The 21,463-nt window shown below is 66.2% G+C and carries 21 protein-coding genes; 8 read left to right on the forward strand and 13 right to left on the reverse strand.

Annotated elements, in window-relative coordinates:
* Positions 1 to 29: 29 nt before the first annotated feature.
* Positions 30 to 335: a HalOD1 output domain-containing protein gene (locus NJQ44_RS11910; RefSeq protein ID WP_254271568.1), complete on the reverse strand. Its 306-nt coding sequence runs from the start codon at positions 333 to 335 to the stop codon at positions 30 to 32.
* A 187-nt stretch (positions 336 to 522) separates the two neighbouring features.
* Here NJQ44_RS11910 and NJQ44_RS11915 point away from each other — a divergent pair, with 187 nt between their 5' ends.
* Entirely contained in the window at positions 523 to 933 is a 411-nt protein-coding gene (locus NJQ44_RS11915; protein WP_254271569.1) for a CoA-binding protein, read from the forward strand.
* A gap of 4 nt (positions 934 to 937) precedes the next feature.
* Here NJQ44_RS11915 and NJQ44_RS11920 read toward each other — a convergent pair whose 3' ends face one another.
* Positions 938 to 3,733, reverse strand: coding sequence for a glycoside hydrolase family 3 C-terminal domain-containing protein (locus tag NJQ44_RS11920; protein ID WP_254271570.1), 2,796 nt, complete (start codon positions 3,731 to 3,733; stop codon positions 938 to 940).
* 181 nt (positions 3,734 to 3,914) lie between these two features.
* Between NJQ44_RS11920 and NJQ44_RS11925 the strand changes: the two genes are divergently transcribed.
* The 4 genes from NJQ44_RS11925 (at position 3,915) to NJQ44_RS11940 (ending at position 6,095) form a co-directional block, all read left to right on the forward strand.
* Entirely contained in the window at positions 3,915 to 4,970 is a 1,056-nt protein-coding gene (locus NJQ44_RS11925) for a TrmB family transcriptional regulator (RefSeq protein WP_254271571.1), read from the forward strand.
* A gap of 110 nt (positions 4,971 to 5,080) precedes the next feature.
* The gene (locus NJQ44_RS11930; protein ID WP_254271572.1) at positions 5,081 to 5,380 is read left to right on the forward strand and encodes a HalOD1 output domain-containing protein; all 300 of its coding nucleotides are present in this window, start codon (positions 5,081 to 5,083) and stop codon (positions 5,378 to 5,380) included.
* 82 nt (positions 5,381 to 5,462) lie between these two features.
* A complete protein-coding gene (locus NJQ44_RS11935) occupies positions 5,463 to 5,696 on the forward strand; it encodes a BolA/IbaG family iron-sulfur metabolism protein (RefSeq protein WP_254271573.1) in 234 nt (77 codons plus the stop codon).
* A 60-nt stretch (positions 5,697 to 5,756) separates the two neighbouring features.
* Positions 5,757 to 6,095: a glutaredoxin family protein gene (locus NJQ44_RS11940; RefSeq protein WP_254271574.1), complete on the forward strand. Its 339-nt coding sequence runs from the start codon at positions 5,757 to 5,759 to the stop codon at positions 6,093 to 6,095.
* Between the two features lie 115 nt (positions 6,096 to 6,210).
* On the opposite strand, the gene NJQ44_RS11945 is transcribed toward NJQ44_RS11940, so the two are convergent.
* The gene (locus NJQ44_RS11945) at positions 6,211 to 6,384 is read right to left on the reverse strand and encodes a DUF5786 family protein (RefSeq protein WP_254271575.1); all 174 of its coding nucleotides are present in this window, start codon (positions 6,382 to 6,384) and stop codon (positions 6,211 to 6,213) included.
* Positions 6,385 to 6,594: 210 nt separating this feature from the next.
* Between NJQ44_RS11945 and NJQ44_RS11950 the strand changes: the two genes are divergently transcribed.
* Positions 6,595 to 8,517 carry a beta-CASP ribonuclease aCPSF1 gene (locus NJQ44_RS11950; protein ID WP_254271576.1) on the forward strand — a complete coding sequence of 641 codons (1,923 nt, stop codon included), beginning with the start codon at positions 6,595 to 6,597 and terminating at the stop codon, positions 8,515 to 8,517.
* Here the strand turns inward: NJQ44_RS11950 and NJQ44_RS11955 are convergent, their stop codons facing one another.
* From NJQ44_RS11955 to NJQ44_RS11965, 3 genes are all read right to left on the reverse strand, one after another.
* On the reverse strand, positions 8,518 to 9,561 hold the full coding sequence (locus NJQ44_RS11955) for a DHH family phosphoesterase (protein ID WP_254271577.1): 1,044 nt from the start codon (positions 9,559 to 9,561) through the stop codon (positions 8,518 to 8,520). It lies immediately after the preceding gene.
* A gap of 147 nt (positions 9,562 to 9,708) precedes the next feature.
* On the reverse strand, positions 9,709 to 10,578 hold the full coding sequence (locus tag NJQ44_RS11960) for a universal stress protein (RefSeq protein WP_254271578.1): 870 nt from the start codon (positions 10,576 to 10,578) through the stop codon (positions 9,709 to 9,711).
* Between the two features lie 87 nt (positions 10,579 to 10,665).
* Positions 10,666 to 13,248: a calcium-translocating P-type ATPase, PMCA-type gene (locus NJQ44_RS11965; protein WP_254271579.1), complete on the reverse strand. Its 2,583-nt coding sequence runs from the start codon at positions 13,246 to 13,248 to the stop codon at positions 10,666 to 10,668.
* A gap of 87 nt (positions 13,249 to 13,335) precedes the next feature.
* Between NJQ44_RS11965 and NJQ44_RS11970 the strand changes: the two genes are divergently transcribed.
* Both NJQ44_RS11970 and NJQ44_RS11975 read left to right on the forward strand, forming a co-directional pair.
* Positions 13,336 to 13,626, forward strand: a complete 291-nt coding sequence (locus tag NJQ44_RS11970) for a DUF211 domain-containing protein (protein WP_254271580.1) — start codon at positions 13,336 to 13,338, stop codon at positions 13,624 to 13,626.
* Between the two features lie 5 nt (positions 13,627 to 13,631).
* A complete protein-coding gene (locus NJQ44_RS11975; RefSeq protein WP_254274336.1) occupies positions 13,632 to 14,213 on the forward strand; it encodes a VIT1/CCC1 transporter family protein in 582 nt (193 codons plus the stop codon).
* A gap of 1 nt (position 14,214) precedes the next feature.
* Here NJQ44_RS11975 and NJQ44_RS11980 read toward each other — a convergent pair whose 3' ends face one another.
* The 7 genes from NJQ44_RS11980 to NJQ44_RS12010 all read right to left on the reverse strand — a co-directional run bounded on the left by NJQ44_RS11980 (position 14,215) and on the right by NJQ44_RS12010 (position 21,459).
* Positions 14,215 to 14,667: a pyridoxamine 5'-phosphate oxidase family protein gene (locus NJQ44_RS11980; protein ID WP_254271581.1), complete on the reverse strand. Its 453-nt coding sequence runs from the start codon at positions 14,665 to 14,667 to the stop codon at positions 14,215 to 14,217.
* 240 nt (positions 14,668 to 14,907) lie between these two features.
* Positions 14,908 to 15,825, reverse strand: a complete 918-nt coding sequence (locus NJQ44_RS11985; RefSeq protein WP_254271582.1) for a universal stress protein — start codon at positions 15,823 to 15,825, stop codon at positions 14,908 to 14,910.
* Positions 15,826 to 16,150: 325 nt separating this feature from the next.
* On the reverse strand, positions 16,151 to 17,359 hold the full coding sequence (locus NJQ44_RS11990; protein WP_254271583.1) for an orc1/cdc6 family replication initiation protein: 1,209 nt from the start codon (positions 17,357 to 17,359) through the stop codon (positions 16,151 to 16,153).
* A gap of 385 nt (positions 17,360 to 17,744) precedes the next feature.
* On the reverse strand, positions 17,745 to 18,458 hold the full coding sequence (locus NJQ44_RS11995) for an ABC transporter ATP-binding protein (protein WP_254271584.1): 714 nt from the start codon (positions 18,456 to 18,458) through the stop codon (positions 17,745 to 17,747).
* A gap of 2 nt (positions 18,459 to 18,460) precedes the next feature.
* Complete coding sequence (locus NJQ44_RS12000) at positions 18,461 to 19,279, reverse strand: ABC transporter ATP-binding protein (RefSeq protein ID WP_254271585.1); 819 nt, start codon at positions 19,277 to 19,279, stop codon at positions 18,461 to 18,463.
* On the reverse strand, positions 19,272 to 20,498 hold the full coding sequence (locus tag NJQ44_RS12005; RefSeq protein ID WP_254271586.1) for a branched-chain amino acid ABC transporter permease: 1,227 nt from the start codon (positions 20,496 to 20,498) through the stop codon (positions 19,272 to 19,274). The genes NJQ44_RS12000 and NJQ44_RS12005 overlap by 8 nt, the downstream gene beginning before the upstream one ends.
* A 1-nt stretch (position 20,499) precedes the next feature.
* Positions 20,500 to 21,459 carry a branched-chain amino acid ABC transporter permease gene (locus NJQ44_RS12010; protein WP_254271587.1) on the reverse strand — a complete coding sequence of 320 codons (960 nt, stop codon included), beginning with the start codon at positions 21,457 to 21,459 and terminating at the stop codon, positions 20,500 to 20,502.
* Positions 21,460 to 21,463: the final 4 nt, after the last annotated feature.

Genomic DNA, 21,463 nt, shown 5'->3' on the forward strand with positions numbered 1-21,463 from the left:
GGTCCGCCGGAAGTCCCGTGTCACGGGACTCAGCCGTCCGTTCCGGTCCGACTCTGGACGTACAGATAACCGTCGGTGTCGAGTGTCACGCGCAGGCCGTCGTAGTTGAACGACACACTGAGGCCGTCCCCGTTCTCGCCGTACCGCCGGGAGAGGAGTGCGTCCAAGGCGTCGGGGTCGATGGCGTCGGCGAGCGGTGGCATCGCTTCCGTCTCTCGGCCGATGGCCTCGGCGATAGTCTCGACGAGGGTCACCGTCGGCGACGTGACCGGCGACCACGACCCGCTAATCGGGTGCGGTAACGATAGTTCAGCGTCCGCGTCTTCTGTTGCCATGCCGTGTCACGTACCGTCACCAAAGATTCCACCTCGGTGTCACATATAGCTACGTCGAACGTTCGGGTAAGACGCGCCCCATTCGCTCGCGAGTTGGTTCTCGCCGCACTTCGGCTACGTTCCACCTCGTCACCACCGGCGCAGACCGGCCCTGCCAGTTTTGCCCGTGCGCGCCCTAGGTCGGTGTATGCCAGTCACTGACGACGACGAACTCCGTGAGATTCTCGGCTTGAACCGCGTCGCGGTCGTCGGGTGTTCCGCCAGTCCCGGGAAGGACGCCCACGAGATACCGAAGTACCTCATCGAGCAGGGATACGACGTTGTTCCAGTGAACCCCTTCGCCGACGAGATATTCGGCCGCGAAGTGTACGATTCGCTCGCCGACGTGCCCGGCGAAGTGGACATCGTCGACGTGTTCCGACCGAGCGAAGAGGTCAGCGGCATCGTCGACGAGGCGTTGGCCCGCGATGACGACGCCGTCATCTGGTTGCAGTTGGGCATCCACGACGACGAGGCCGTCGAACGCGCCGAGGAGGCCGGTCGCCGCGTGGTGCAGGACCGCTGTATGAAGCCGACTCACCAGCGTCTCCTAGCCTAACGGGTTACTCCCGAATCCGTCGCACCGCTTCGGCGGCGACGCCGACCAGCGCGGCACCGACGGTAAAGCCCGGTCCGGACCCGCCGGTAGTCGACTCGGCCGTCGACTGCGCCGCCTCGGTGTCGGCGTCGGTCGCACTCTCCGCAGGGGTAGTTGTCGCGGTTTCCGTCTCGGTCGTGGACTGCCCGGAGTCGCTCCCGCTATCCGAACTGCCCTCCGATAGTGACCCGACCAGTTCGACGGTCGCCTCGCCGCGGATATCCCGGGACGATGCCCCGACGAGAACGTCGAACTCGCCGTTCTCGACCGTCCAGGAGTCCGTCTCCGTCGACCAGTACTGGAACGCGTCCGCACCCAGCGACACCTCGACGGTGCGGGTCCCGCCCGCCGGAACCTCCACCTTCTGGATACCCTTCAGTTCCTTAGGCGGGCGCTCGACGACGGGGTCTCGCTCCCCCACGTACACCTGCACGGCCTCGCTGGCGGCCACGTCGCCGGTGTTGGTCACGTCGACGCTGACCGTGACGCCCTCCTCCGGGGTCGTCGTCGAGCGAGACAGCGAGACCGACCCGTACTCGAAGTCGGCGTAGGACTCGCCGTGACCGAAGGGAAACAGCGGTTCGATGTCCGCCTCGTCGAAGTGCCGATAGCCGACGAAGACACCCTCGTCGTAGAAGACGTTCCCGTCCACACCCGGATAGGCGCGGCCTTCGTCGGGCAGTGAAGTGACCTCCCCCGGGAGGTAGTCGTCAAGGGATGCCGCGAAGGTGACCGGCGTCTTCCCCGAGGGAACCACCTCGCCGAACAGGAGTTTCGCCACGGCGGTCCCCGCTTCCTGTCCGGGGAACCACGTCTGCATGATGGCGGGCACGTCCTCGACCCACGGCATCGCCACCGGCGTCTCGGTGTTCAACAGGAGAACGGTGTCCTCGTTCGCGGCGGCCACCTGCGAAACGACTTCGTCCTGATTGCCCGGCAACGAGAACTCGTGTCGGTCGTCTCCATAGAAGGTGTCACTGCGGGCGAGGACGACAGCCACCTCCGCGTCAGCGGCCGCGTCCACCGCGGCCTCGATGGCAGACGGTCGGTTCCACTCGAGTCGGACCGGGGCCGTCCCGACTGCGTCGACGCGAATCTCGTACGTCTCGCCCGCCTCCAAGGTGAGCGCCGCTTCCTCCCCCTTCGGGCCGAAGAACCCGCCCCCCTCGTTTTCGACGACCGTCTCGCCGTCGACGGTGAGACTGCTCGCGGCCTGACTCGTGAGCGTGAACGCGAACGTCCCCGACTCGGGCGCGGTGAGCGTCGCTTCCCAGCGAACCGTGACGGTGTCGCCGTCGAAGGCGTCCCGTTCCTCGCCGGTCAGTTCGACCGCGTCGACGCGTTCGCTCCGCGTCGGCGACCCCGACCAGTCCCCGTTAGCGTACACCCGGCGAGTGAACCCGTCGCCGCCGTCGTTCCCGTGGGCGGGCGTGAACGCGTCCGGCCCCGCGAGTTCGGACTGCTCCGTCGACACCGTCGTCACCGACACGTCGTCGGCGACCTGTTCGATGCCCTCGGTGAGACCGACCCGCCGGAGCGCGGTGACGGTGTCGCTCCCGCCGATACCCTCCTTGAACTCGGTCGGCGTCGGGCCCACGATGGCGACGTCGCTCACGTCCTCGTCCAACGGCAACAGGTCCCCTTCGTTCTGGAGAAGGACCGACCCCTCCTCGGCCATCTGCTCGGCCAGCGAGAAGTGCTCGTCGGTCCCTCGTGCGGGTTCGCTCCCGACCTGGTCGCCCCCGAGTGCGCCGATTTCCTGCTGTGACCGGAGGCCGCGAAGTACCTGCCGGTCGACGACGCCCTCGCGCAAGCGGTCGGCTTCGACGGCCGACGCCAGCGACTCCCCGAAGTGGTTCGCCGACGGCATCTCGATGTCCAATCCGCTGACCGCCGCGTCGACGGTGCTGTGGGTCCCGCCCCAGTCGGAGACGACGAACCCCTCGAACCCCCAGTCTTCGCGCAGAATCTCTTCGAGGAGGTAGTCGTGTTCGGAACAGTAGGTCCCGTTGACGCGGTTGTAAGCAGGCATGACTGCTCCGGCGTCGCCTTCGGTGACCGCCTCGCGGAACGGCGGGCAGTAAATCTCTCGGAGCGCTCGCTCGCCCACCACGACGTTGTGCTCCGAGGTCGAGAAGTAGTCGTAGACGTTCCCCGTCGTACTCGCCTGATTGTACGCGACGAAGTGTTTCAGCGTCGCGACGACGCCCTCAGACTGGACGGCCGACGTGTACTCGCGGGCCATCTGCGCCGAGAGGTACGGGTCCTCGCCGTACGTCTCACCGCCGCGGGCGTGTAGCGGGACGCGGAACGTGTCCATCGACGGCCCGAGGAGAATCTGCACGTCGCCGTCTTTCACCTCGCGGGCGATTGCCTCGCCCTGTCGTGCCGGCAACTCCGGGTCGAACGTCGCCGCGACGGCGATTGGATGCGGAAACGCCGTCGTGGGGTCGCCCAATCGCGCGCCAGTCGGCCCGTCTGCCATCCCCATTCCGGGCACGTCGAGTCGTTCGACGCCTTCGAGGTAGCCCGCGATACCGCTCGGGCCACCGCTACCCCCGTGTGTCCTCCGAACTTTCTCTTCTAAGGTCATCTCCGAGACGAGCGCCCCGAGGTCGTCAGTTCCCTCCTGTGCGGCCGTCACACCGGCCGCTCCGAAGAGAGACGCCGCTGCCGCTACCGCCCCCGTCGACCGCATGAACGTTCGCCGGGACGTGCCACTTCCGTCGCCACCGTCAGTCAGATTTGGTTCGTCTGCCATCAGAAGCACGAATTGTGCGCCAATAAATAAACATTTGCATGATTATTGGGCCCAAAATTGGAATATATTTTTCAAAGTCACAAAATCTTTTGATTCGATTACGCCCACGGCGAAAACATAATCTCCCCGACATCAAATCGATACAGTGATTACGGGACCTCCGTCAATGTGGCCTATCTCCATGGGTCAGGACACCACTCTCGTCGACCGGCTCCAGCAGTTCGGGTTCACCGAGACGGAAGCCAGCGTATATCTTGCAGTGGTGGAGCGCGGCGAAGCGACGCCGAGCACCATCGCCTCTGCGGCCGGCGTCTCCTCGAGTTACGTCTATCAGCTCTGTACCCAACTGGAACAGCACGGCGTCGTTTCCGTCGAGGACCACCACTCGCCGACGCGGGTGCGGGCAGCACCGCCGTCGGAAGCGCTCCAAGCCCGATTGGAGACGATGAGCGAGACGATGGAGGAGGTTGCCGACCGATACGAACGCCCCTCGAAAGACTTCGAGGCGCTGGAAGTCGTGCGTTCTCGGCCGACCCTGCACAAGCGGTTCAGACAGGCCATCGAGAGCGCCACCGAGGAGGTGTTCGCGGTCGTCCCCGCGGAGATGGTTCCAGAGATTGCCGACGCGCTCGAAGACGCGGTCGAACGGGACGTCTTCGTCTTGCTCGCTATCGCCGGGTCGACGGACGCGTTCCAGAACGAGACGCTGTCCAACGTCGCCACCGTCGTCCGGTCGGGGGTCAGAGGGATGACGGTGTGTCTCACGTCCGACCGTTCACGAGGCATCATCTCACCGGCGGAGATGCTCGACTGGAAACACGGCGACGCGGAGGCGATACACTTCGAGAACCGCACAGTCTCACTCTCGGTCGAGAGCGCGTTTCTGGGCTCGATGTGGCCCGCCTCGGAGGAACTGCTGCTCCGTCGCCCCACCCCGCTACCCGAATCGTACGACAGTTTCAGACGGGCCGTCTACGACGCGACGCTCCACCACCGTACGGGCCGAAACGTCGCCGTGACCTTCCGGGCACGCCCCACAAACACGACGGAGACGCCGACCGAACGGACCGGGACGCTGGCAGGGACCAGACAGGGCCTCGTCGAGGAACGCGACGTGGAGTTCGGGATGGAGAACTCAATTCTCGTGGAGACGGACGAGGGTGAAGTCAGCGTGGGCGACATCGGGGCGTTCCTCGAGGACTACAAAGCGGAACACGTCTGGCTCGAACCGCTGTAGGTCGTTCCGGACCCGCCGAAGCGACTCTCGCTTGCCGGCTGTTTCAAATCGTGATAACACCGGTCGGTATTCATTAGCAAGTAACACGATGTGGTATACGATTGTGTTCGATGACGGGTACTGAACGTGCCGACGAAGCCCGCTACAGCGGTCACGACGAGCAGATACGACATCGGTTCGACTGGGCCGAAACATCCCCGAGCGAAGCGGTCAGTCGCGTCGTCAGCGTGGCGTCGAATCGCGGGGTGACCGCGGTCGAACCGCTGTACGAGTCCGTCGACTTGGGCGCAGTGGACCAGTTACTGCAATCGACGTCGTCGGATAAATTCGAACTCACGTTCGTGCACGATGGCTTCCGTATCTGCGTGCAGAGGGACGGCGAAGTCGTCGCCACGCCCGTCGACGAATGACCCGCCACGACGCCGACGACCCCCGTCGAACGGGACCGCGGAGAAGCCAACCGTTTTCCTCGCCGACGGCCTGACTCCTGGTATGGACGCAGACGAAGTCAAAGCCCTCATCGAAGCCGAGATTCCCGACGCCGACGCGACGGTGACGACACCGCGGGACCCAGACGACGACAAGCACTACGCCGTCGAGGTAGTCTCGCCAGCCTTCGAGGGCGAGTCGCTAGTCGACCAGCATCAACTCGTCCACGACGCCCTCGGCGAGCACCTGACGCGGGACATCCACGCCATCGAACTCCGCACGTCGACGCCCGAGTGAGCGGTCCCGCCCGAAGGGAACGGCGGTACGCATTTCCCTGCCCGACTGTTACGAGGGGACATGAGCTTCGAACCAGAAGAACTCTCGCGCGAGGAAGTCCAGACGAAGGTCGCAGAGACAATCGAGAACAACGAGGTGGCCCTGTTCATCAAGGGGACCGAACTGATGCCCCAGTGTGGCTACTCGCGGAAGGCGTTGGGCCTCATCGGCCAGTACCGCGACGACGTGGCGACGGTGAACGTCCTCACGGCGACGGAGGCGTACCGCGAGGCCCTATCGGAGTACAGCGGCCGCGAGACGATTCCGCAGACGTTCGTCGACGGCGAGTTCGTCGGCGGGAGCGACATCCTAGAGCAGTTAGACGAGAACGGCGAACTGGAACAGACCCTGCAGGCGTAACCGTCGCTGGTCGCGTCGGGCGCGAAGAAAGCGGCTTTTCGGCGGTGAGCGGGTCGCGAGCGGCCGCGTCGGTCGGCGGCCGCCGCACTCGGCCAGTATCCTCGGTCAGCAGTCGTCAGTCGTCGTCTTTCATCTCGCCGAGGCGGTCGACGAGGTCGCTGGTCGACGCTTCGGTGTCGAACGACACCTCGCCGTCGTGGTCGTTCTCGTGGACGGCCACGCCGTCGTCGTCGTCCGTGTCCACGTTCTGGTCTTTCTGCTCGGACTCGTCGTAGCTACCAAAACCCATAGTAGGAGGGAGTGGCCTCGGCGACTAAAAACGGACGATGTCCACGCTCGTCGGCGAGCGGTATCGCGTCACACGCCCCCATCGAGTCCTCGCCGAAGTCGTCCCACGAAGCAAAGGTTCTTATCCGTGGTCGCTTATCGGCTAGATAACGACATTCGATAGCCGTTGTTCTTCGACGGCCGAAGTCTCCAATCGCAGTTTCCCGCATACATGAGTACCGCAGACGAGACACTGGAGAAGATTAAAGCACAGGTCGAAGCCGAGACGCCGGACGACATCACCATCGCGTCGGTCACTTTCGAGGGACCGGAACTGGTCATCTACACGCCCGACGCGAAGGAGATAGCCAATCGCGACGGCATCGTCCGGAACCTCGCACAGACGCTTCGCAAGCGTATCAACATCCGTCCGACGCAGACGGCGCTGGTCCCGCAGAACGAGGCCCGCGTCAAGATAGAGGAGACCATCCCGGAGAACGCCGGGGTGCAAAACCTCGATTTCGACGATTCGACGGGCGAGGTGTTCATCGAGGCGGAGAAACCCGGCCGCGTCATCGGTCGCCACGGCGAGACGCTGGACCAAATCGCCGCGAGCGTCGGGTGGACGCCCGAAGTCGTCCGCACGCCGCCGATGGAGTCCTCGACGGTGTCGAACGTCCGGAACTTCCTCAAGCAGGAACGCGACGAACGACGAGACATCCTCGAGCGCGTCGGTCGGCAGATAAACCGGCCCCTGACCGCCGACGACGACTGGGTCCGACTGACGACGCTGGGGTGTTGCCGGGAAGTCGGGCGCGCCTCGTTCATCCTCTCGACGCCCGAGTCCCGCATCCTCATCGACTGCGGCGACAAGCCGGGTGCGGAGGGGGAAGTGCCGTACCTGCAAGTCCCAGAGGCGCTGGCGGCGGGGCCGAACTCCATCGACGCCGTCGTCCTCACGCACGCGCACCTCGACCACTCCGCGCTCATCCCCATTCTGTTCAAGTACGGCTACGACGGCCCCATCTACACCACCGCGCCGACGCGGGACCTGATGGGTCTGCTCCAACTGGACTACCTCGACGTGGCCGCAAAGGAAGGCCGCGCGCCCCCATACGAGAGCCAGCAGGTTCGAGACGCGCTGAAACACACTATCCCGCTGGAGTTCGGCAACGTCACCGACATCGCGCCGGACATCAAACTCACCATGCACAACGCGGGCCACATCCTCGGCTCCGCAGTGTGTCACTTCCACATCGGCAAGGGCCGGTACAACGTCGCTTTCTCCGGGGACATCCACTACAAAGACACCCGCCTGCTGGACGGCGCGGTCAACGACTTCCCCCGTGTCGAGACGCTCGTCCTCGAATCGACCTACGGCGGGAAGAACGACTATCAGACGGACCAGAAGGACTCCGAGCGCGTCCTCAAGCGCGTCATCAACGAGGCCCACGAGAAGCAGGGCCACATCCTCATCCCCGCCTTCGCCGTCGGTCGCTCCCAAGAGTTGATGCTCGTCTTAGAGGAGGCGATGCGGAAGGGCGACATCCCGACGATGCCCGTCTACCTCGACGGGATGATTCGCGAGGCGACGGCCATCCACACCGCCTACCCCGAGTACCTCCGGGAGAGCCTCCGCAACCGCATCCTCTACGAGGACGAGAATCCCTTCCTCGCCGAGCAGTTCCAACAGGTCGACGGCGGCGAGGAGATGCGACAGGACATCGTCGACGAGGAACCCGCCATCATCCTCACCACCTCGGGGATGGTCACCGGCGGCCCCGTCATGTCGTGGCTCCGCTTCCTCGGCGGCGACCCGGACAACACGATGGTCTTCGTCGGCTATCAGGCCGAAGGGACCCTCGGACGGCAGATTCAGCGCGGCCAGGACGAAATCACGCTCGGGGACACCAGCGGTCCGCGGGCGGAGCGTGTCAGTCTGAAGATGGACGTAGAGACGGTTGACGGCTTCTCCGGCCACGCCGACCGGCAGGGACTGGAGACGTTCGTCGAGACGATGCACCCCCGACCCGAGAAAGTCCTCTGCGTCCACGGCGACGAGAGTTCGACCAACCAACTCTCCTCGGCGCTGTACCAGAAGTTCAACATGCGGACGTTCAACCCGAAGAACCTGGAGACGTTCCGCTTCGTCTGATTACTCCTCTGTCGTCTCGTCTTTCGACTTCGTCTCCCGTTCCGTGAGGTTGAGCGCCACGAACAACCGGTTGGTGATTACCTGTTCGACGATATCGACCAGTTGGGTGTCGTCGGTGGTGTAGTCCGAGAAGATTCCCAGCGGGATTTCTCCGCCAGCCATCTCGCGGTGGCCGCCCGCGCTCCCAACGTCCTCGAACGCCTCGTGGAGCACCTCGCCGATGTGGACGCGCGCGTCCGTCGACCGGCCGCTGAGTTGAATGCTGTCCTCGACGATACCGAAGACGATTGCGGTCTGGATACCTTCGAGGGTCGCGAGATAGTCGGCCGCCTGCGGGAGGGCGTCCCGTTCGCTCGTCCGTCCGACGTGCGAGACGAGGACCGACCCGCGGACGACGCGGTTCTCGATGGCGTCGCCGATAGCGTCGATGGTCGCCCCGCTGACCGCCGGAGAGGAGAGTTTCTGGAGGAGGTCGATATCCGCGTAGTCGTGGAGGTAAGCGGCCGCCTCGTACTCCGCTCGCGTGGCCCCGCGGAGGAAGCCCAGCGTCTCCCGACGGATGGCGAACAGCAGCGCCGTGGCGACGCGCGAACTGGGGTCCATCGGCAGTTCCCTGACGTACTCGGCGAGGATAGTGGCCGTCGCGCCCACACCTTCGCGATGGTCGACGATGTCGGCCACGATGTCCTCGACCGGGTGGTGGTCGACGACGATGTCGACCGGTGTTCCCTCGGGGACGCGGTTGTTGACACCGACTATCGCGTGGTCGACAAACGCTAAGAGGGACCCTTCGGGACGGTTTCGCACCAGTTCCGGGTCGAACGGCTTCAACTCCACGTCGAGGAGGTTGACGAACGCCCGATTCTGCTGGTGGGATATCTCGCCGCTGTAGAGGATTCGTCGCTCGTCGATACCGGCGCTCGCGGCGATTTGGCCGAGTGCGACGGCGCTCGCGAGACAGTCCGGGTCGGGGTTGTTGTGACAGATGATAGTGAGGTCATCGCTCTCGGCGAGGCGGTCCCATAGGGCTTGGGCGCGACTCATCGTTCGTAGTTGTCGCCCCTCCTACAAGCCATTACTGCCCGAACTGAGGCGAGCGACGGCCACGTGCCACAGCGACCGCCTCGGCGAGCGAACCGTGGCCGGCGAGGTTCGCACCAGTCTCGGCTACGCCGCCGGTATCGCCGACCGTCACTCCTCGGGAGTGCGCGTCGTCAACACCGGAACGGGCGACGACCGAACGAGTTTGGAAGTCACGCCGCCGAGCGCGTACCAACTGAAGTTCGTCTGCCCCTGTGTCCCCAACGCGAGGAGGTCCACGTCGTTGTCCTCGACGTACCGCTGAATCTCTCGGTGAGGGTGACCGTATCTGAGCGACCCGACGACATCGTCGAGCGTCCCCTCGGCCGTCGCCACCGCCTCGTCGAGAATCGCCTGCGCGTGAGCGTCCAGTTCGGACTCTTTGATCACAGACCGGGCATCCGGACCGAGCGTTCCCGTCTCGACGACGTGGAGGACGTGGAGGGTCGCATCCGTGGACGACGCGAGGTCGGTCGCCTCGGCGAGCGCCCGGTTCGCGCCCGCGCTGCCGTCGGTCGGCACGAGGACGTCGGCGGCGGGATAACGGTACGATCGGTCTCCGTCGGGGTTGACCACGAGGACGGGAACCGGTGCGGTGTTGACCACTCCCTCGGTGACGCTTCCGAGGAGGACGCGTTCGATACCGCTGCGTCCGTGGGTCGGCATCACCACGAGGTCGGCGTCGTACCGGTCGGCGTGGTCGACGATGGTCGCCGCGGGGTCCCCCTGAACGACTTCCCCATGAGCGTCGATGCCCGCCTCGCGTGCCCGTTCGACCGCGTCGGCGACGATTCGCTCGCCCGCCTGTTCGAGGGCGTCGACGATTTCACCCCGCACGTCGGTGACGCTGTCCCGGTTCGTGTCCGCCACGTTGAGGACCGAGAGCGTGGCGTCGTGGGCCGCCGCGACGTCGAAGACGTAGTCCAATACCGATTCGGCCGTTTCGCTCCCGTCGGTGGGAAAGAGGATGTGGTCGTACATGGGGTAGTGGCGTTGGGCTGTCAGCTCAGGACAACTGTTGTCGCAGCGAGAGCATAAAACGATGGGCGCGAAGCGGCACGCGCACTCTCACCTCGTCCGCGAGCGTCGCCGAACGTAGGCGGCGACGGCGAGATACCCCGGGAGGGCGAGGAGGAGCGTTCCGGCGAGGAGGCCCCAGTCGGCGAGTCCCAGCGGCACCGTCCCGAAGTACTCGTTCAGCGGCGTGTACAGCACCGCCAGTTGGAGCACCGCGGAGACGGCGATAGCGCCCGCGAGCCACGGGTTCGAGAACGTCGGCGTCTCGCCGAGCCATCGGATGACGTACAGTTTCTCGAACTCGATGGCGACGAATCCGGTGAACACCATCGTCATCGCGTACGGCGTCACCGCCCGCGCCCCGTCGAGCGTCAGGAACAGGAGGCCGAGCATCACCGCCGTCGACACCGTCCCGATACCCGCCATCAGGCCCAGCATGCCCCGGCCGACGATGCCGCGGTCGGGGTCGCGCGGCGGCCGGTCCATCACGTCCTCGCTGGCCGGGTCCGCGCCGAGCGCCACCGCCGGTAGGCCGTCGGTGAGCAGGTTTATCCAGAGCAACTGCACGGCGGGCAGGACGAGATAACCGAACAGCGACCCGATGAAGACGATAGCCACCTCCGCGACGTTGGCGCTCAGGAGGTACGCGACGAACTTCCAGACGTTGTCGAAGATGGCGCGGCCGCGTTCGATGGCCCGTTCGATGGTCGCGTAGTTGTCGTCCAGGAGGACGATATCGCTGGCCTGTTTCGCCACGTCCGTCCCGCGGATCCCCATCGCGACGCCGATGTCGGCGTTCTTCAGCGCCGGCGCGTCGTTGACGCCGTCGCCGGTCATCGCCACGCGGTGCCCGTTGGCCTGTAACGCCCGGAGGATTCTGACCTTGTGTTCTGGCGCGGTGCGGGCGAACACGTCGACGGACTCGACGCGCTCTCGCAACTCCTCGTCGTCCATCGCCGCGAGTTCCCGGCCCTCCATCACCTCGGTGTCCATCCCCAGCGAGTCGGCGATAGCGGCCGCGGTCCGGACGTTGTCTCCGGTCACCATCTTCACATCGATGCCCGCCCGTTTCGTCGCCGCGATGGCGTCGGCTACCTCCTCTCGGGCGGGGTCGATGAGGCCGACGAGGCCGACGAAGACGAGGCCGCCGGTCAGGTCGTCCTCGCCGTCGGCGTCGTCCGCGTAGGCGACGGCCAACACGCGAAGGGCGTCGTCAGCGAAGGCTCGGACCTGCTCACGGACCCGCTCTCTGCGCTCGTCGGTCATCTCCTCGACGCCCGCTCCGGTCACGACGCGACCGGCCTTCGAGAGGACGACTTCCGGCGCGCCCTTGACGTACGCCCGGTCGTCGTGGACCGTACCCATCCACTTGCGCTCAGAGGAGAACGGAATTTCGTCGGTGCGGGGATTGGCGTCGCGCAGGGCGGCCACGTCGATACCGGCCGACTCCGCGGCGTCGACGAGGGCGCGTTCGGTCGGGTCGCCGTCCTCGTCGTCCGGCGTCGCGTCGTTGCACAGCGCCGCCCCGCGCAACAGCAACTCGACGCGGTCCGGAACCGTCACCTCCGCTTCGGACGGCCCGCCGAAGTCGACCACGCCGTCGTTGACCCACATCCGACTGACGCTCATCTGCCCGCGGGTGAGCGTTCCCGTCTTGTCGGTGCAGATGACGTCGACGCCACCGAGCGCTTCGACCGCCGGTAGCCGCCGGACCAGGGCGTTCTCGTCGGCCATCCGTCGCACCCCGAGTGCCAGCGTCAGCGTCACGACGGCGGGGAGGCCCTCGGGGACGGCGGCGACGGCCAGCGAGACGGCGGTCAGCGCGGCCTGAAACGGGTCCGTGCCCTGCGCGAGCAGTAACGGGACGACGAGCGCCGCCAGAATCACGACGCCGACGCCGAGTTTCCGACCGAGCGAGTCGAGTTCGCGCTGGAGCGGCGTCTCCGTCGTCTCCGTCCCCGCGAGTTCCGCCGCGATAGCGCCGACTTCGGTGTCCATCCCCGTCGCAGTGACGACGGCGACGCCCCGTCCGCGGGTGACGTTCGTCCCCTTGTACACCATCGGCGTTCGTTCCGCCAGCGGCGTGTCCGCGGGAACCGGGGGCGTGTGCTTGCCGACGGGCACGCTCTCTCCGGTGAGGGCCGACTCGTCGGCTTCGAGACCCGTCACCGAGACGAGGCGACAGTCCGCCGGGACCACGTCGCCGCCCGTCAGTTCCACCACGTCGCCGGGCACTATCTCCGTCGCGGTCACCTCCTCGGTGGTTCCGTCCCGACGGACTATCGCCGTCGGTGCGGTGAGTTCCCGCAACGCGGCGAGACTCGCCTCGGCCCGGTAGTCCTGTACGAACCCGAACAGGCCGTTGGCGAGGACGATGACGGCGATGAGTACGGCGTCGACGGCGTGCCCGGTCCACAGCGACAGCGCGGCGGCGACCACGAGAACGTAGATGAGGACGCTCCGGAACTGGCTGGCGAGAATCGTGAGGAGCGACCGGCCCGCCGCCTGCGTGACGGCGTTCGGGCCGTACTCCTCGCGTCGGCGACGCGCCTCCGCCCCCGAGAGGCCGTCATCCCCGGATTCGAGGCGCTCGAACACGTCCGCGACCGGCCGAGAGTGTGCTGGCGGGTCCACGGCGATGACTAACTCGGCCGACCACCAAGTGTGTTTTCCGCTGACACGGGACGCGGTTTTACGTGGCGGCCGCTCGGAATGAGAGACATGGCACCCGTTCGACGGTTGGTACTGGACGTGTTGAAACCCCACGACCCGCCGCTCCCCGAGTTCGCAGAGCGAGTCAGCGAGACCGAGGCGGTCGACGGCGTCTCCGTCTCGCTGGTCGAACTCGACAGGGAGGTGCAGAACGTCGCGCTCACCGCCGTCGGCGAATCGCTCGACGCCGACGCCGTCGAGTCGACTGTCGAGGAACTGGGCGGGACGGTCCACTCAGTCGACCTCGTGGCCTGCGGGGACCGCGTCGACCCCATCCGCCCGACGCCGCGGGACAGTTGAGCGGCGTGGACTCCCCTCGCTCGCTACTGCGTCGAATCCTCGGCGACGAGGACGTGCTCTCCATCTCCAGACGCTACTTCGTCTCCAACGGGTTCGACGGCACACTCACCTGCATCGGCGTCGTCATCGGGTCGGTCCTCTCGGGGGTTCCCGACGGCGTGACGGTCGTCAAAATCGGCCTCGGCGCGGCCGTGGGGTTGGGAACGTCGGCCGTCTGGAGCGTCTGGGAGATAGAGCGCGCCGAGACGCGCGCGGAGATTCGCCGCCTCGAACGCGCGATGCTCACCGACTTGGACGACACGCGTATCGAGCACCAACAGCGCGGCGCGCGACTGTTCCACGCGGTCATGAGCGGCCTCGGACCGACCGTCGGCATCCTCCTCCCGTTGACGCCGTTCCTCCTCGAAGGGACGGTCCTGACACTGACCGAGGCGGCGGCCGTCGCCGTCGGTATCGGCATCGCTATCCTCGGCGTGTTCGGGGCGTATATGGGGTCCATCTCGGGCCAGCGGTGGTACGTCGCCGCGGCCCGGATGGCGCTCGCTGGCGTGGTCGTCGCCGCCGTCAACCTCGTCCTGCCGGGGTGACTCAGAGGTTGCCCGGCCGCGATTCGACCCGACCGGTGAGGTGCCGCGGAACGAGGCGGTAGAACTCGAAGGAGACGACGCGCGTCGGATTGTCGAAGATGTCTATCAGCGGTATCTCGACGCGGTCCATGCCGTCGAGCGTGTCAGTCGCGATAGACTCCTCGTGGGCGTCCTCCAGTCGGCCGTCGGCGACGACGCTCCGCCACCGCTCGTCCTCCTCTCGATGCACCACGAACGAGGCCGCCCGGTCGTTCAGTTCGGGTTTCGAACTGTCCGGCCCGACCGCGAGGCGGAAGTAGAACACGTCGCCCTCTGGGTCGTAGCCGTAGGAGACGGGCACCGTGTAGGGCGGGTCGTCAGTCTCGTTCGACAACGAAAGCACGCCGACGCCGCCGTTCCCGAGGAAGGCCTCGATTTCCTCGTCGTCCATCGCCACGTGGCTGTCACTGTCCATACCACCAGTTGTGTCGCACGACCTATAACTTATGACCACCGGCCGGAGTGCGTCGGCATCGGAGTGCGTCGGCATCGGAGTACGTCGGCATCGGAGTACGTCGGCGTCGGAGTGCCTCAGCGTCGGAGTGCGTCGGCGTCGGAGTGCCTCAGCGTCGGAGTGCGTCGGCGTCGGAGTGCGTCGGCGTTAGAGCCTGTCTCCGTCGAGGGATGTCGTTGTCCGGCACTGCGGACGGCGTGTTCACTCCGCGATACCGTCGCCGCCGCCTTCCGTCCGTCCGCGCGTACTGACCGTCAGCACCGGCACGGGCGCGCGGCGAACGAGTCGCTCGGCGGTACTCCCCAGCAACACGCGGTCCAGGCCGGTCCGGCCGTGGGTCCCCATCGCCACGAGGTCAACGTCGTTGTCCTCGACGTACTCCAGGAGGGTGTTCGCGGGGTGGCCGACATCCACGCGGGTGACGGCGTCGACACCGACGTCGGCCGCGGCCTCGGCGACGGCGGCCGCGGCGGCCTCGGCGTTTTCTTCTAACTGTTGGACCAGTCCGGGCGGCACGCCCATCTCAGCCCCTGTCGCCACGTCGCCGAGGTCCACGACGCTGACGGCGTGGACCGTCGCGCCGACCCGTGCGGCGATAGCCACGGCGTGTGCAACGGCCGCCGTCGCCTCGCCGCTCCCGTCCGTCGGGACGAGAATGTCCTCACAGGCCGTGACGGACTGGCCGGCGCCCTCCGCCCGAATCGTGAGCACGGGGACCGCCGACCGGCGAACGACCCGCTCGGCGACACTTCCGAGGACGTACCGCGAGAGGCCCCGACGGCCGTGGGTTCCCATCACCACGAGGTCGACATCGTTCTCGTCGGTGTACCCGAGGACGGCGTCTGAGGGCGTTCCCCGAACCACCGCCGACCGGACAGCGTCGACGCCCGCGACGGCCGGTTCGAGGGCGTCGATGGCCGACTCCGCCTCGCGTTCGAGGCGGTCGAGATACTCGTCGTCGACGCCGCCCGCCGAGAACGGCCCGGCCGCCGCCGACACGTCGACGACCGTGAGCAGATGCAGCGTCGCGTCGAAAACCTCGGCGAGAGACGCCGCGTACTCGGCCGCGGCGACGGCGTGGTCGCTCCCGTCCGTCGGTACGAGGATGTGGTCGTACATCGGTGACTGGGAGATACGCGGCCGGTACTGATAGTCCTACGTCACGACTGTCGTCGAACGGAACACCGTCGGCGGCGGGGCCACCCCCACCCCACCGTGTCCAGTGTTCCCGGACAGTGAGCAGGGAAGGGCGATGGCGGCGGCGAGTGAACGCGGCGTCGTTCCCGTCCCACCCCACCGTGTCGAGTGTTCCCGAACTGTCGGCCGACGGCCCCAGTCGCGCGGCGGAAACCACCGACAGCGGCATCGCAGACGACAGCGTCAGCGGGGGACACCCCCCACTGTGTCGAGTGTTCTCACCGCAACGGACACCGCGCCCCCGTCCTCAGATATGCCGGGCCACGTCGTTGGGCAACACGATGTCGTCGAGTTCCCGAACCACGTCGCAGACGAGGTCTAGCGGCACGTCGAACTCGTACTCGTGGTACTGTCCGCCTGCGCGACCCTCGTTGCGGACGGTGCGCTGGAGAATCCCGACCATCGCGAGGTCGGCGAGATGGTCGTGCATCCGTCGACGGACCAGCGGGTCCGTTCCCGAGCGGTCGGCCACGGAGCGGTAGACGGGGTATATTTCGCGGACGCGAGCGGGCATCGCCTCCTCGAAGGCCAGCGAGAGCGTCGCGATGAGCGTCAGGTGGCCGTGGTGTGTCAACTCGCGCATCCCGTGTCGAATCTGCCCGCGTTCGAGTTCTTGGGACGCGTCACGGACGTGGTCTTCCACGATAGGTGGGTCCCCCGCCGTCCGCGCGATGTCCCCCGCTTTGTACAGCAAGTCGAGCGCCTGCCGCGCGCTCCCGGTGTCTTGGGCGGCGATGGCGGCACAGAGTTGGAGGACGCCCGACGAGAGGGCGTCGTCTCGGAGCGCGCCGTCGACGCGCTGCGTCAGAATCGACTCCAGTTCCGGAGCCTGATACGGCGGGAAGTGAATCTCCTCCTCGCAGAGCGTGTCCTTGACCTTCGGCGAGAGCGTCTCACGGAAGCCGAAGTCGTTACTGATGCCGATGACGCCCGGTTTGACCGAGTCGAGGTAACCGTTCGACCGGGCGCGCGGGAGTTCGTAGAGGATGTCGTCGTTCTCGCCGATGTGGTCGATTTCGTCCAGGACCAGCAGCACCGTCCCGCCAACGTCTTCCAGTTCGTCGTACAGCATGTCGAAGACGGTCTGTTGGGGGTAACCGGTCGTGCTTATCTGCTGGTTCGCCGGGCGGAGGAGGTTCACGAGGTTCGCGGCGACCTGATACGACGAGGAGAAGTTCGTGCAGTTCAGCCAGAACACCGAGAGGTCCACGTCGTCGTAGGCGGCCACGTCCTGTTTCAGGTGCGAGAGCAGGAACCGCGTGACCGCCGTCTTGCCGACGCCCGCCTTCCCGTAGAGGAAGATGTTGCGCGGTTGCGCGCCGTTGATGACCGGTTGGAGCGCGTTCTCGTAGGCGGCCAGTTCGTCGTCGCGCGCGGCGATTGAATCGGGCTGATAGTCCTCCCGCAGCATGTCCTCGTCGCGGAACACGTCTTCGTCGCGGGTGAACCTCGCCATTGCACCACCGTATGGACAACCATCGTATAAAACCACCGTGTCGAATGCGTCGAGTGAACCGCTCACACCACCCCACCCTGTCGAGTGTTCTGTCGACGACGGCGTGGCCTCTTGGGACGCTTCGCCCGAGCGAACGTGAATGGTCCGGTCCGACTTCGCCGACGGTCACGTCCGGGTTCGGGGCTTCGGCCGAAACCGGGACGAACCCTCCCGACGGAACGGGCGAGAACACTCGACACGATGGGGTGGGAGAGGGACGACGAGTCGACGCGGTGAGTCGAAGAATCGACACCACCCACAGCGCCGACCCCGTTCGAAGAATCAGTTTCGTCCGCCCCGAGTAGTCAGAGAACACTCGACGCGGTGGGGTGGGACCGTCCCCGCCCTATCCGCCGAGATAGAGTTTCGACACGTCGTCGTTGTCCAGTAAGTCCTCGGCGGTGTCCTCGAACCGCACCGTCCCCTGGTCGAGGACGTACCCGCGGTCCGAGATACCGAGTCCCTTCGTCGCGTTCTGTTCGACCATGAGGATGGCCGTATCGAGGTCGTTGACGGCCTGTACGTGCCCGAACACGTCGTCGGCGGTGTTGGGTGCGAGACCCGCGGACGGTTCGTCGATGAGGAGCACGTCGGGTTCCATCACCAGCGCGCGAGCGAACGCGAGCACCTGTCGCTGGCCGCCAGAGAGCGTCCGGGCCTTCGCCGACCGCGTCTCGTCTAACAGCGGGAACCGCTCGTACAGCGTGTCCATGACCTCTTCGAGACCCTCCGACCGGGCGACACCGCCCATGCGGAGGTTCTCGTCGATGGTGAGCGACCCGAACACGTTGTCCGTCTGGGGGACGTAGCCGATACCCTCCCGGACGATGTCCTCGGGGGCCATCCCGCCGATGTCGTCGCCGTGGTAGGTGACCGACCCCTCCCACGGCGTCAACATGCCGAACACCGTCTTCAGTACCGTCGACTTCCCGGCCCCGTTCGGGCCGATGAGACAGACGATTTCGTTCCGTTCGAGATGGAGCGTCAGGTCGTCGAGGACCTGCACCTCGCCGTAGCCGCTGTCGACGTGCGAGAGTTCGAGAATCGCGTCGTCGGACATGGTCACGGACTCCCCCCGAGGTAGGCGTCGATGACGCGCTTGTCGGTCTGCACCGCCTTCGGCGCGCCCTCCATCAGCACGCTCCCCTGGTCCAAGACGATGACCGGGTCGGCGAGGTTCATCACGAAGTCCATGTCGTGTTCGATGAGCAAGAACGTGGTTCCCTGTTCGTTGAGACGCCGAATTTGCTCGGCGAGTTTGTTCCGCAGCGTCGGGTTGACCCCCGCCGCGGGTTCGTCCAGCAAGAGCAGTTCCGGTTCGGCGAGCATCGCACGGGCCAGTTCGACGAGTTTCATCTGCCCGCCCGAAATCTTCGTCGCTGGTTGGGTAGCGAGGTGGTCTATCTCGAACTCTTCGAGGATGCGCTCGGCGTCCTCGAGGTTCGCCGATTCGCGCTCCCCGACCGTTCCGGGTCTGAAGAACAGATTCAGGAACGACTCGCCGGGTTGCTCGCGCGGGCCGACGAGCATCGCCTCCCGAACCGTCATCCCCTCCAGTTTCCGCGGCGTCTGGAACGTTCGGATGAGGCCGTGGTCGGCGATTTCGTACGGTTCCAACCCGGTCACGTCCGCGCCGTTGACCTCGACGCGGCCGCCGTCGGGTTCGTAGAACCCGGAGACGAGGTTGAACAGCGTCGACTTCCCCGCGCCGTTCGGGCCGATGAGGCCCGTAATCGTCCCGCGTTCGACGGCGAACGTGGCGTGGTCGGTGGCGGTCAGCGCGCCGAAGGACTTCTGTAAGTCCTCGACGCGCAGGACCACGTCGTCTTTCGAGAGATTCGCTTCCGTGTCCGACCGCGTCACCTCCGTCTGTTCACTCATCGGTCTCACCCGCCTGCACGTCGCGGACGCCCGAGTCCAGCGTCCCCGGTGCTCTGTCGACGACGCTGGGCCAGATGAGTTCGCGCTGCGGCGGCAACACGCCCTGCGGCCGGTAGCGCATCAGCAAGACGATGAGCGCCCCGATGAGCAGGAGGCGAAGCGGCGCGACGTTCGAGGTGAGCCAACTGAGGTCGAACTCGAGGGCGACGACGCCGAGGTCCACGACGAAACTGCTGATACCGCTGAGGAAGCGCGTCCCCTCGCGGATGGCGACGATGACGAACCCGCCGAACAGCGCCCCGCGGTTCGAACCACTGCCACCGAGGATGACGGCGACCCAGACGTAGAACGTCGTCACTGGGTCTAAGTCGCCGGGACTCACGAACAGATTCAGGTGGGCGTAGAACACGCCAGCCAGCGCCATGATGAGGCTCCCGAGGACGAACGACTGCATCTTGAAGCCGTACGTGTTCTTCCCCAGCGCCCGCGCGAGGTCCTCGTCGGAGCGAATCGTCCGGAGGACGCGGCCCCACGGCGAGCGGTGGGCGCGCCGCAGGATAGCGTAACTGCCGCCGACGAACCCGAGAACGACGACGACGTTCAGGAGCGCGCTCCAGAACGGCGTCTCCAAGACGATTTCCGTTCCGGGGAGCGGTCTGACGACCAGTCCCGGCATCGTCTGGGGGAGCGTGGCCAGCACGGGCCACCCCTCGAAGAACTGCGGGATGCCGCGGACGCCCGCGCTCCCATTGGTCCACTGCCGTTCGTTGAGGACGACCAGTCGGACGACTTCGGCCAGTCCGAGCGAGGCGATGGCGAGGTAGTCCGCCCGCAGTCGGAGCGTCGGAATCCCGATAGCCAGCGCGAGGAGCGCCGCCACCACGAGTGCGACGAGCAGGCCGACGACCGGGACGAACCCGCCCGCGATGGGCGAACTGCTGGCGCTCATCAGCGCCGTCCCGTACGCGCCGATACCGAAGAAGGCAGCGACGCTGAAGTTGATGAGGCCGGTGAACCCCCACTGTGAGTTCAGCCCGAACGACAGCAGGGAGTACATCCCGGCGATGCCGACGAGATACAGGAAGTACGTCGGCGCGAGCGCTCCCGTCAGCAGGCCGACGACGAGGAGCGCCGCGAACCCGACGATAAACGCGACGACGGCCCGTTCGGCCCCGGTGAGGTCCGCCCAATACCCCCGCGGGTCGGAGACGACCCGCATCTCAGACCGCCTCCCCGGCGATGCCGTTCGGCCGGACGAGCAACACGGCCACCATGATGACGAAGGCGATGGCGTTGGCGTACTCGATGCCGATGGTGATGCCGAAACTGTCCGGGACGAGGGGCAACAGCGCCCCCATGTCGGTCAGGAGCCTGATGTCCGACAGCACCGGCGTCAGTTGGTTTATCATGCCGATGAGGAAGCCGCCGAGCATCGCGCCGTAGACGGACCCGATGCCGCCGAGGATGACCGCGGCGAAGATGAGCAGGAGGAGGTTGAACCCCATCCGGGGCGACAGTTGGTTGTAGAGGCCGAGGAAGACGCCGCCGGACCCGGCGAGTCCCGCGCCGAGTATCCACGTCCACAGTTTGATGCGGTCGGTTCGGATGCCGCTGATACGGGCGAGGTCCGGGTTGTCGGCCATCGCCCGCATCTTCCGCCCGAGGTCGGTGTACTGGAGCAAGACGTGCAGGCCACCGACGAGGACGGCGGCCGAGGCGACGATAGCCACGTCGTGGACCGTCACTCGAACCCCGTAGGGGAGCAGCGCCTCGATAGGGCGAAGCGACTGAATCTGATAGCGCGTGAAGTCCGCGCCGAACCCGATTTGGATGATGGCGCGGTAGATGAACGCGATACCGATAGACGTGATGAGCAGTTCTATAGAACCGGCGTTCATCCCCTCGTAGACCACTTTCTCCGTGACGATGGCGACGACGGCCGCGACGGCGATACCGGCCAGTAGCGCCACGAAGAAGCCGTACGGGAGGCCGAGCACCGCGCCGCCGAGTCCGCCGACGGCGCCGAACGTGACGAACGCCGCGTACGCGCCCACCGTCATCGTGTCCCCGTGAGCGAAGTTGGCGAAGTCGGCGATGCTGTAGATGAGGGATAGCCCGATGCTCCCCAGCACGATGATGCTGCTGAACACCAGCCCGCTAGCGAGATAGTCGAAGACCATTGGT

This window comes from Haloarcula marina (genome assembly GCF_024218775.1).
Lineage (GTDB): Archaea > Halobacteriota > Halobacteria > Halobacteriales > Haloarculaceae > Haloarcula > Haloarcula marina.

Excerpts from the sequence above, each read along its gene's own strand:
- NJQ44_RS11930 (WP_254271572.1), top strand. The coding sequence starts at position 5,081 with ATGACGGGTACTGAACGTGCCGACGAAGCCCGCTACAGCGGTCACGAC.
- NJQ44_RS11970 (WP_254271580.1), top strand. The coding sequence starts at position 13,336 with ATGGCACCCGTTCGACGGTTGGTACTGGACGTGTTGAAACCCCACGAC.
- NJQ44_RS11910 (WP_254271568.1), bottom strand. The coding sequence starts at position 335 with ATGGCAACAGAAGACGCGGACGCTGAACTATCGTTACCGCACCCGATT.
- NJQ44_RS11950 (WP_254271576.1), top strand. The coding sequence starts at position 6,595 with ATGAGTACCGCAGACGAGACACTGGAGAAGATTAAAGCACAGGTCGAA.
- NJQ44_RS12000 (WP_254271585.1), bottom strand. The coding sequence starts at position 19,279 with ATGAGTGAACAGACGGAGGTGACGCGGTCGGACACGGAAGCGAATCTC.
- NJQ44_RS11960 (WP_254271578.1), bottom strand. The coding sequence starts at position 10,578 with ATGTACGACCACATCCTCTTTCCCACCGACGGGAGCGAAACGGCCGAA.
- NJQ44_RS12010 (WP_254271587.1), bottom strand. The coding sequence starts at position 21,459 with ATGGTCTTCGACTATCTCGCTAGCGGGCTGGTGTTCAGCAGCATCATC.
- NJQ44_RS11915 (WP_254271569.1), top strand. The coding sequence starts at position 523 with ATGCCAGTCACTGACGACGACGAACTCCGTGAGATTCTCGGCTTGAAC.
- NJQ44_RS11985 (WP_254271582.1), bottom strand. The coding sequence starts at position 15,825 with ATGTACGACCACATCCTCGTACCGACGGACGGGAGCGACCACGCCGTC.
- NJQ44_RS11925 (WP_254271571.1), top strand. The coding sequence starts at position 3,915 with ATGGGTCAGGACACCACTCTCGTCGACCGGCTCCAGCAGTTCGGGTTC.
- NJQ44_RS11920 (WP_254271570.1), bottom strand. The coding sequence starts at position 3,733 with ATGGCAGACGAACCAAATCTGACTGACGGTGGCGACGGAAGTGGCACG.
- NJQ44_RS11955 (WP_254271577.1), bottom strand. The coding sequence starts at position 9,561 with ATGAGTCGCGCCCAAGCCCTATGGGACCGCCTCGCCGAGAGCGATGAC.
- NJQ44_RS11945 (WP_254271575.1), bottom strand. The coding sequence starts at position 6,384 with ATGGGTTTTGGTAGCTACGACGAGTCCGAGCAGAAAGACCAGAACGTG.
- NJQ44_RS11995 (WP_254271584.1), bottom strand. The coding sequence starts at position 18,458 with ATGTCCGACGACGCGATTCTCGAACTCTCGCACGTCGACAGCGGCTAC.
- NJQ44_RS11980 (WP_254271581.1), bottom strand. The coding sequence starts at position 14,667 with ATGGACAGTGACAGCCACGTGGCGATGGACGACGAGGAAATCGAGGCC.
- NJQ44_RS11935 (WP_254271573.1), top strand. The coding sequence starts at position 5,463 with ATGGACGCAGACGAAGTCAAAGCCCTCATCGAAGCCGAGATTCCCGAC.
- NJQ44_RS11990 (WP_254271583.1), bottom strand. The coding sequence starts at position 17,359 with ATGGCGAGGTTCACCCGCGACGAAGACGTGTTCCGCGACGAGGACATG.
- NJQ44_RS12005 (WP_254271586.1), bottom strand. The coding sequence starts at position 20,498 with ATGCGGGTCGTCTCCGACCCGCGGGGGTATTGGGCGGACCTCACCGGG.
- NJQ44_RS11940 (WP_254271574.1), top strand. The coding sequence starts at position 5,757 with ATGAGCTTCGAACCAGAAGAACTCTCGCGCGAGGAAGTCCAGACGAAG.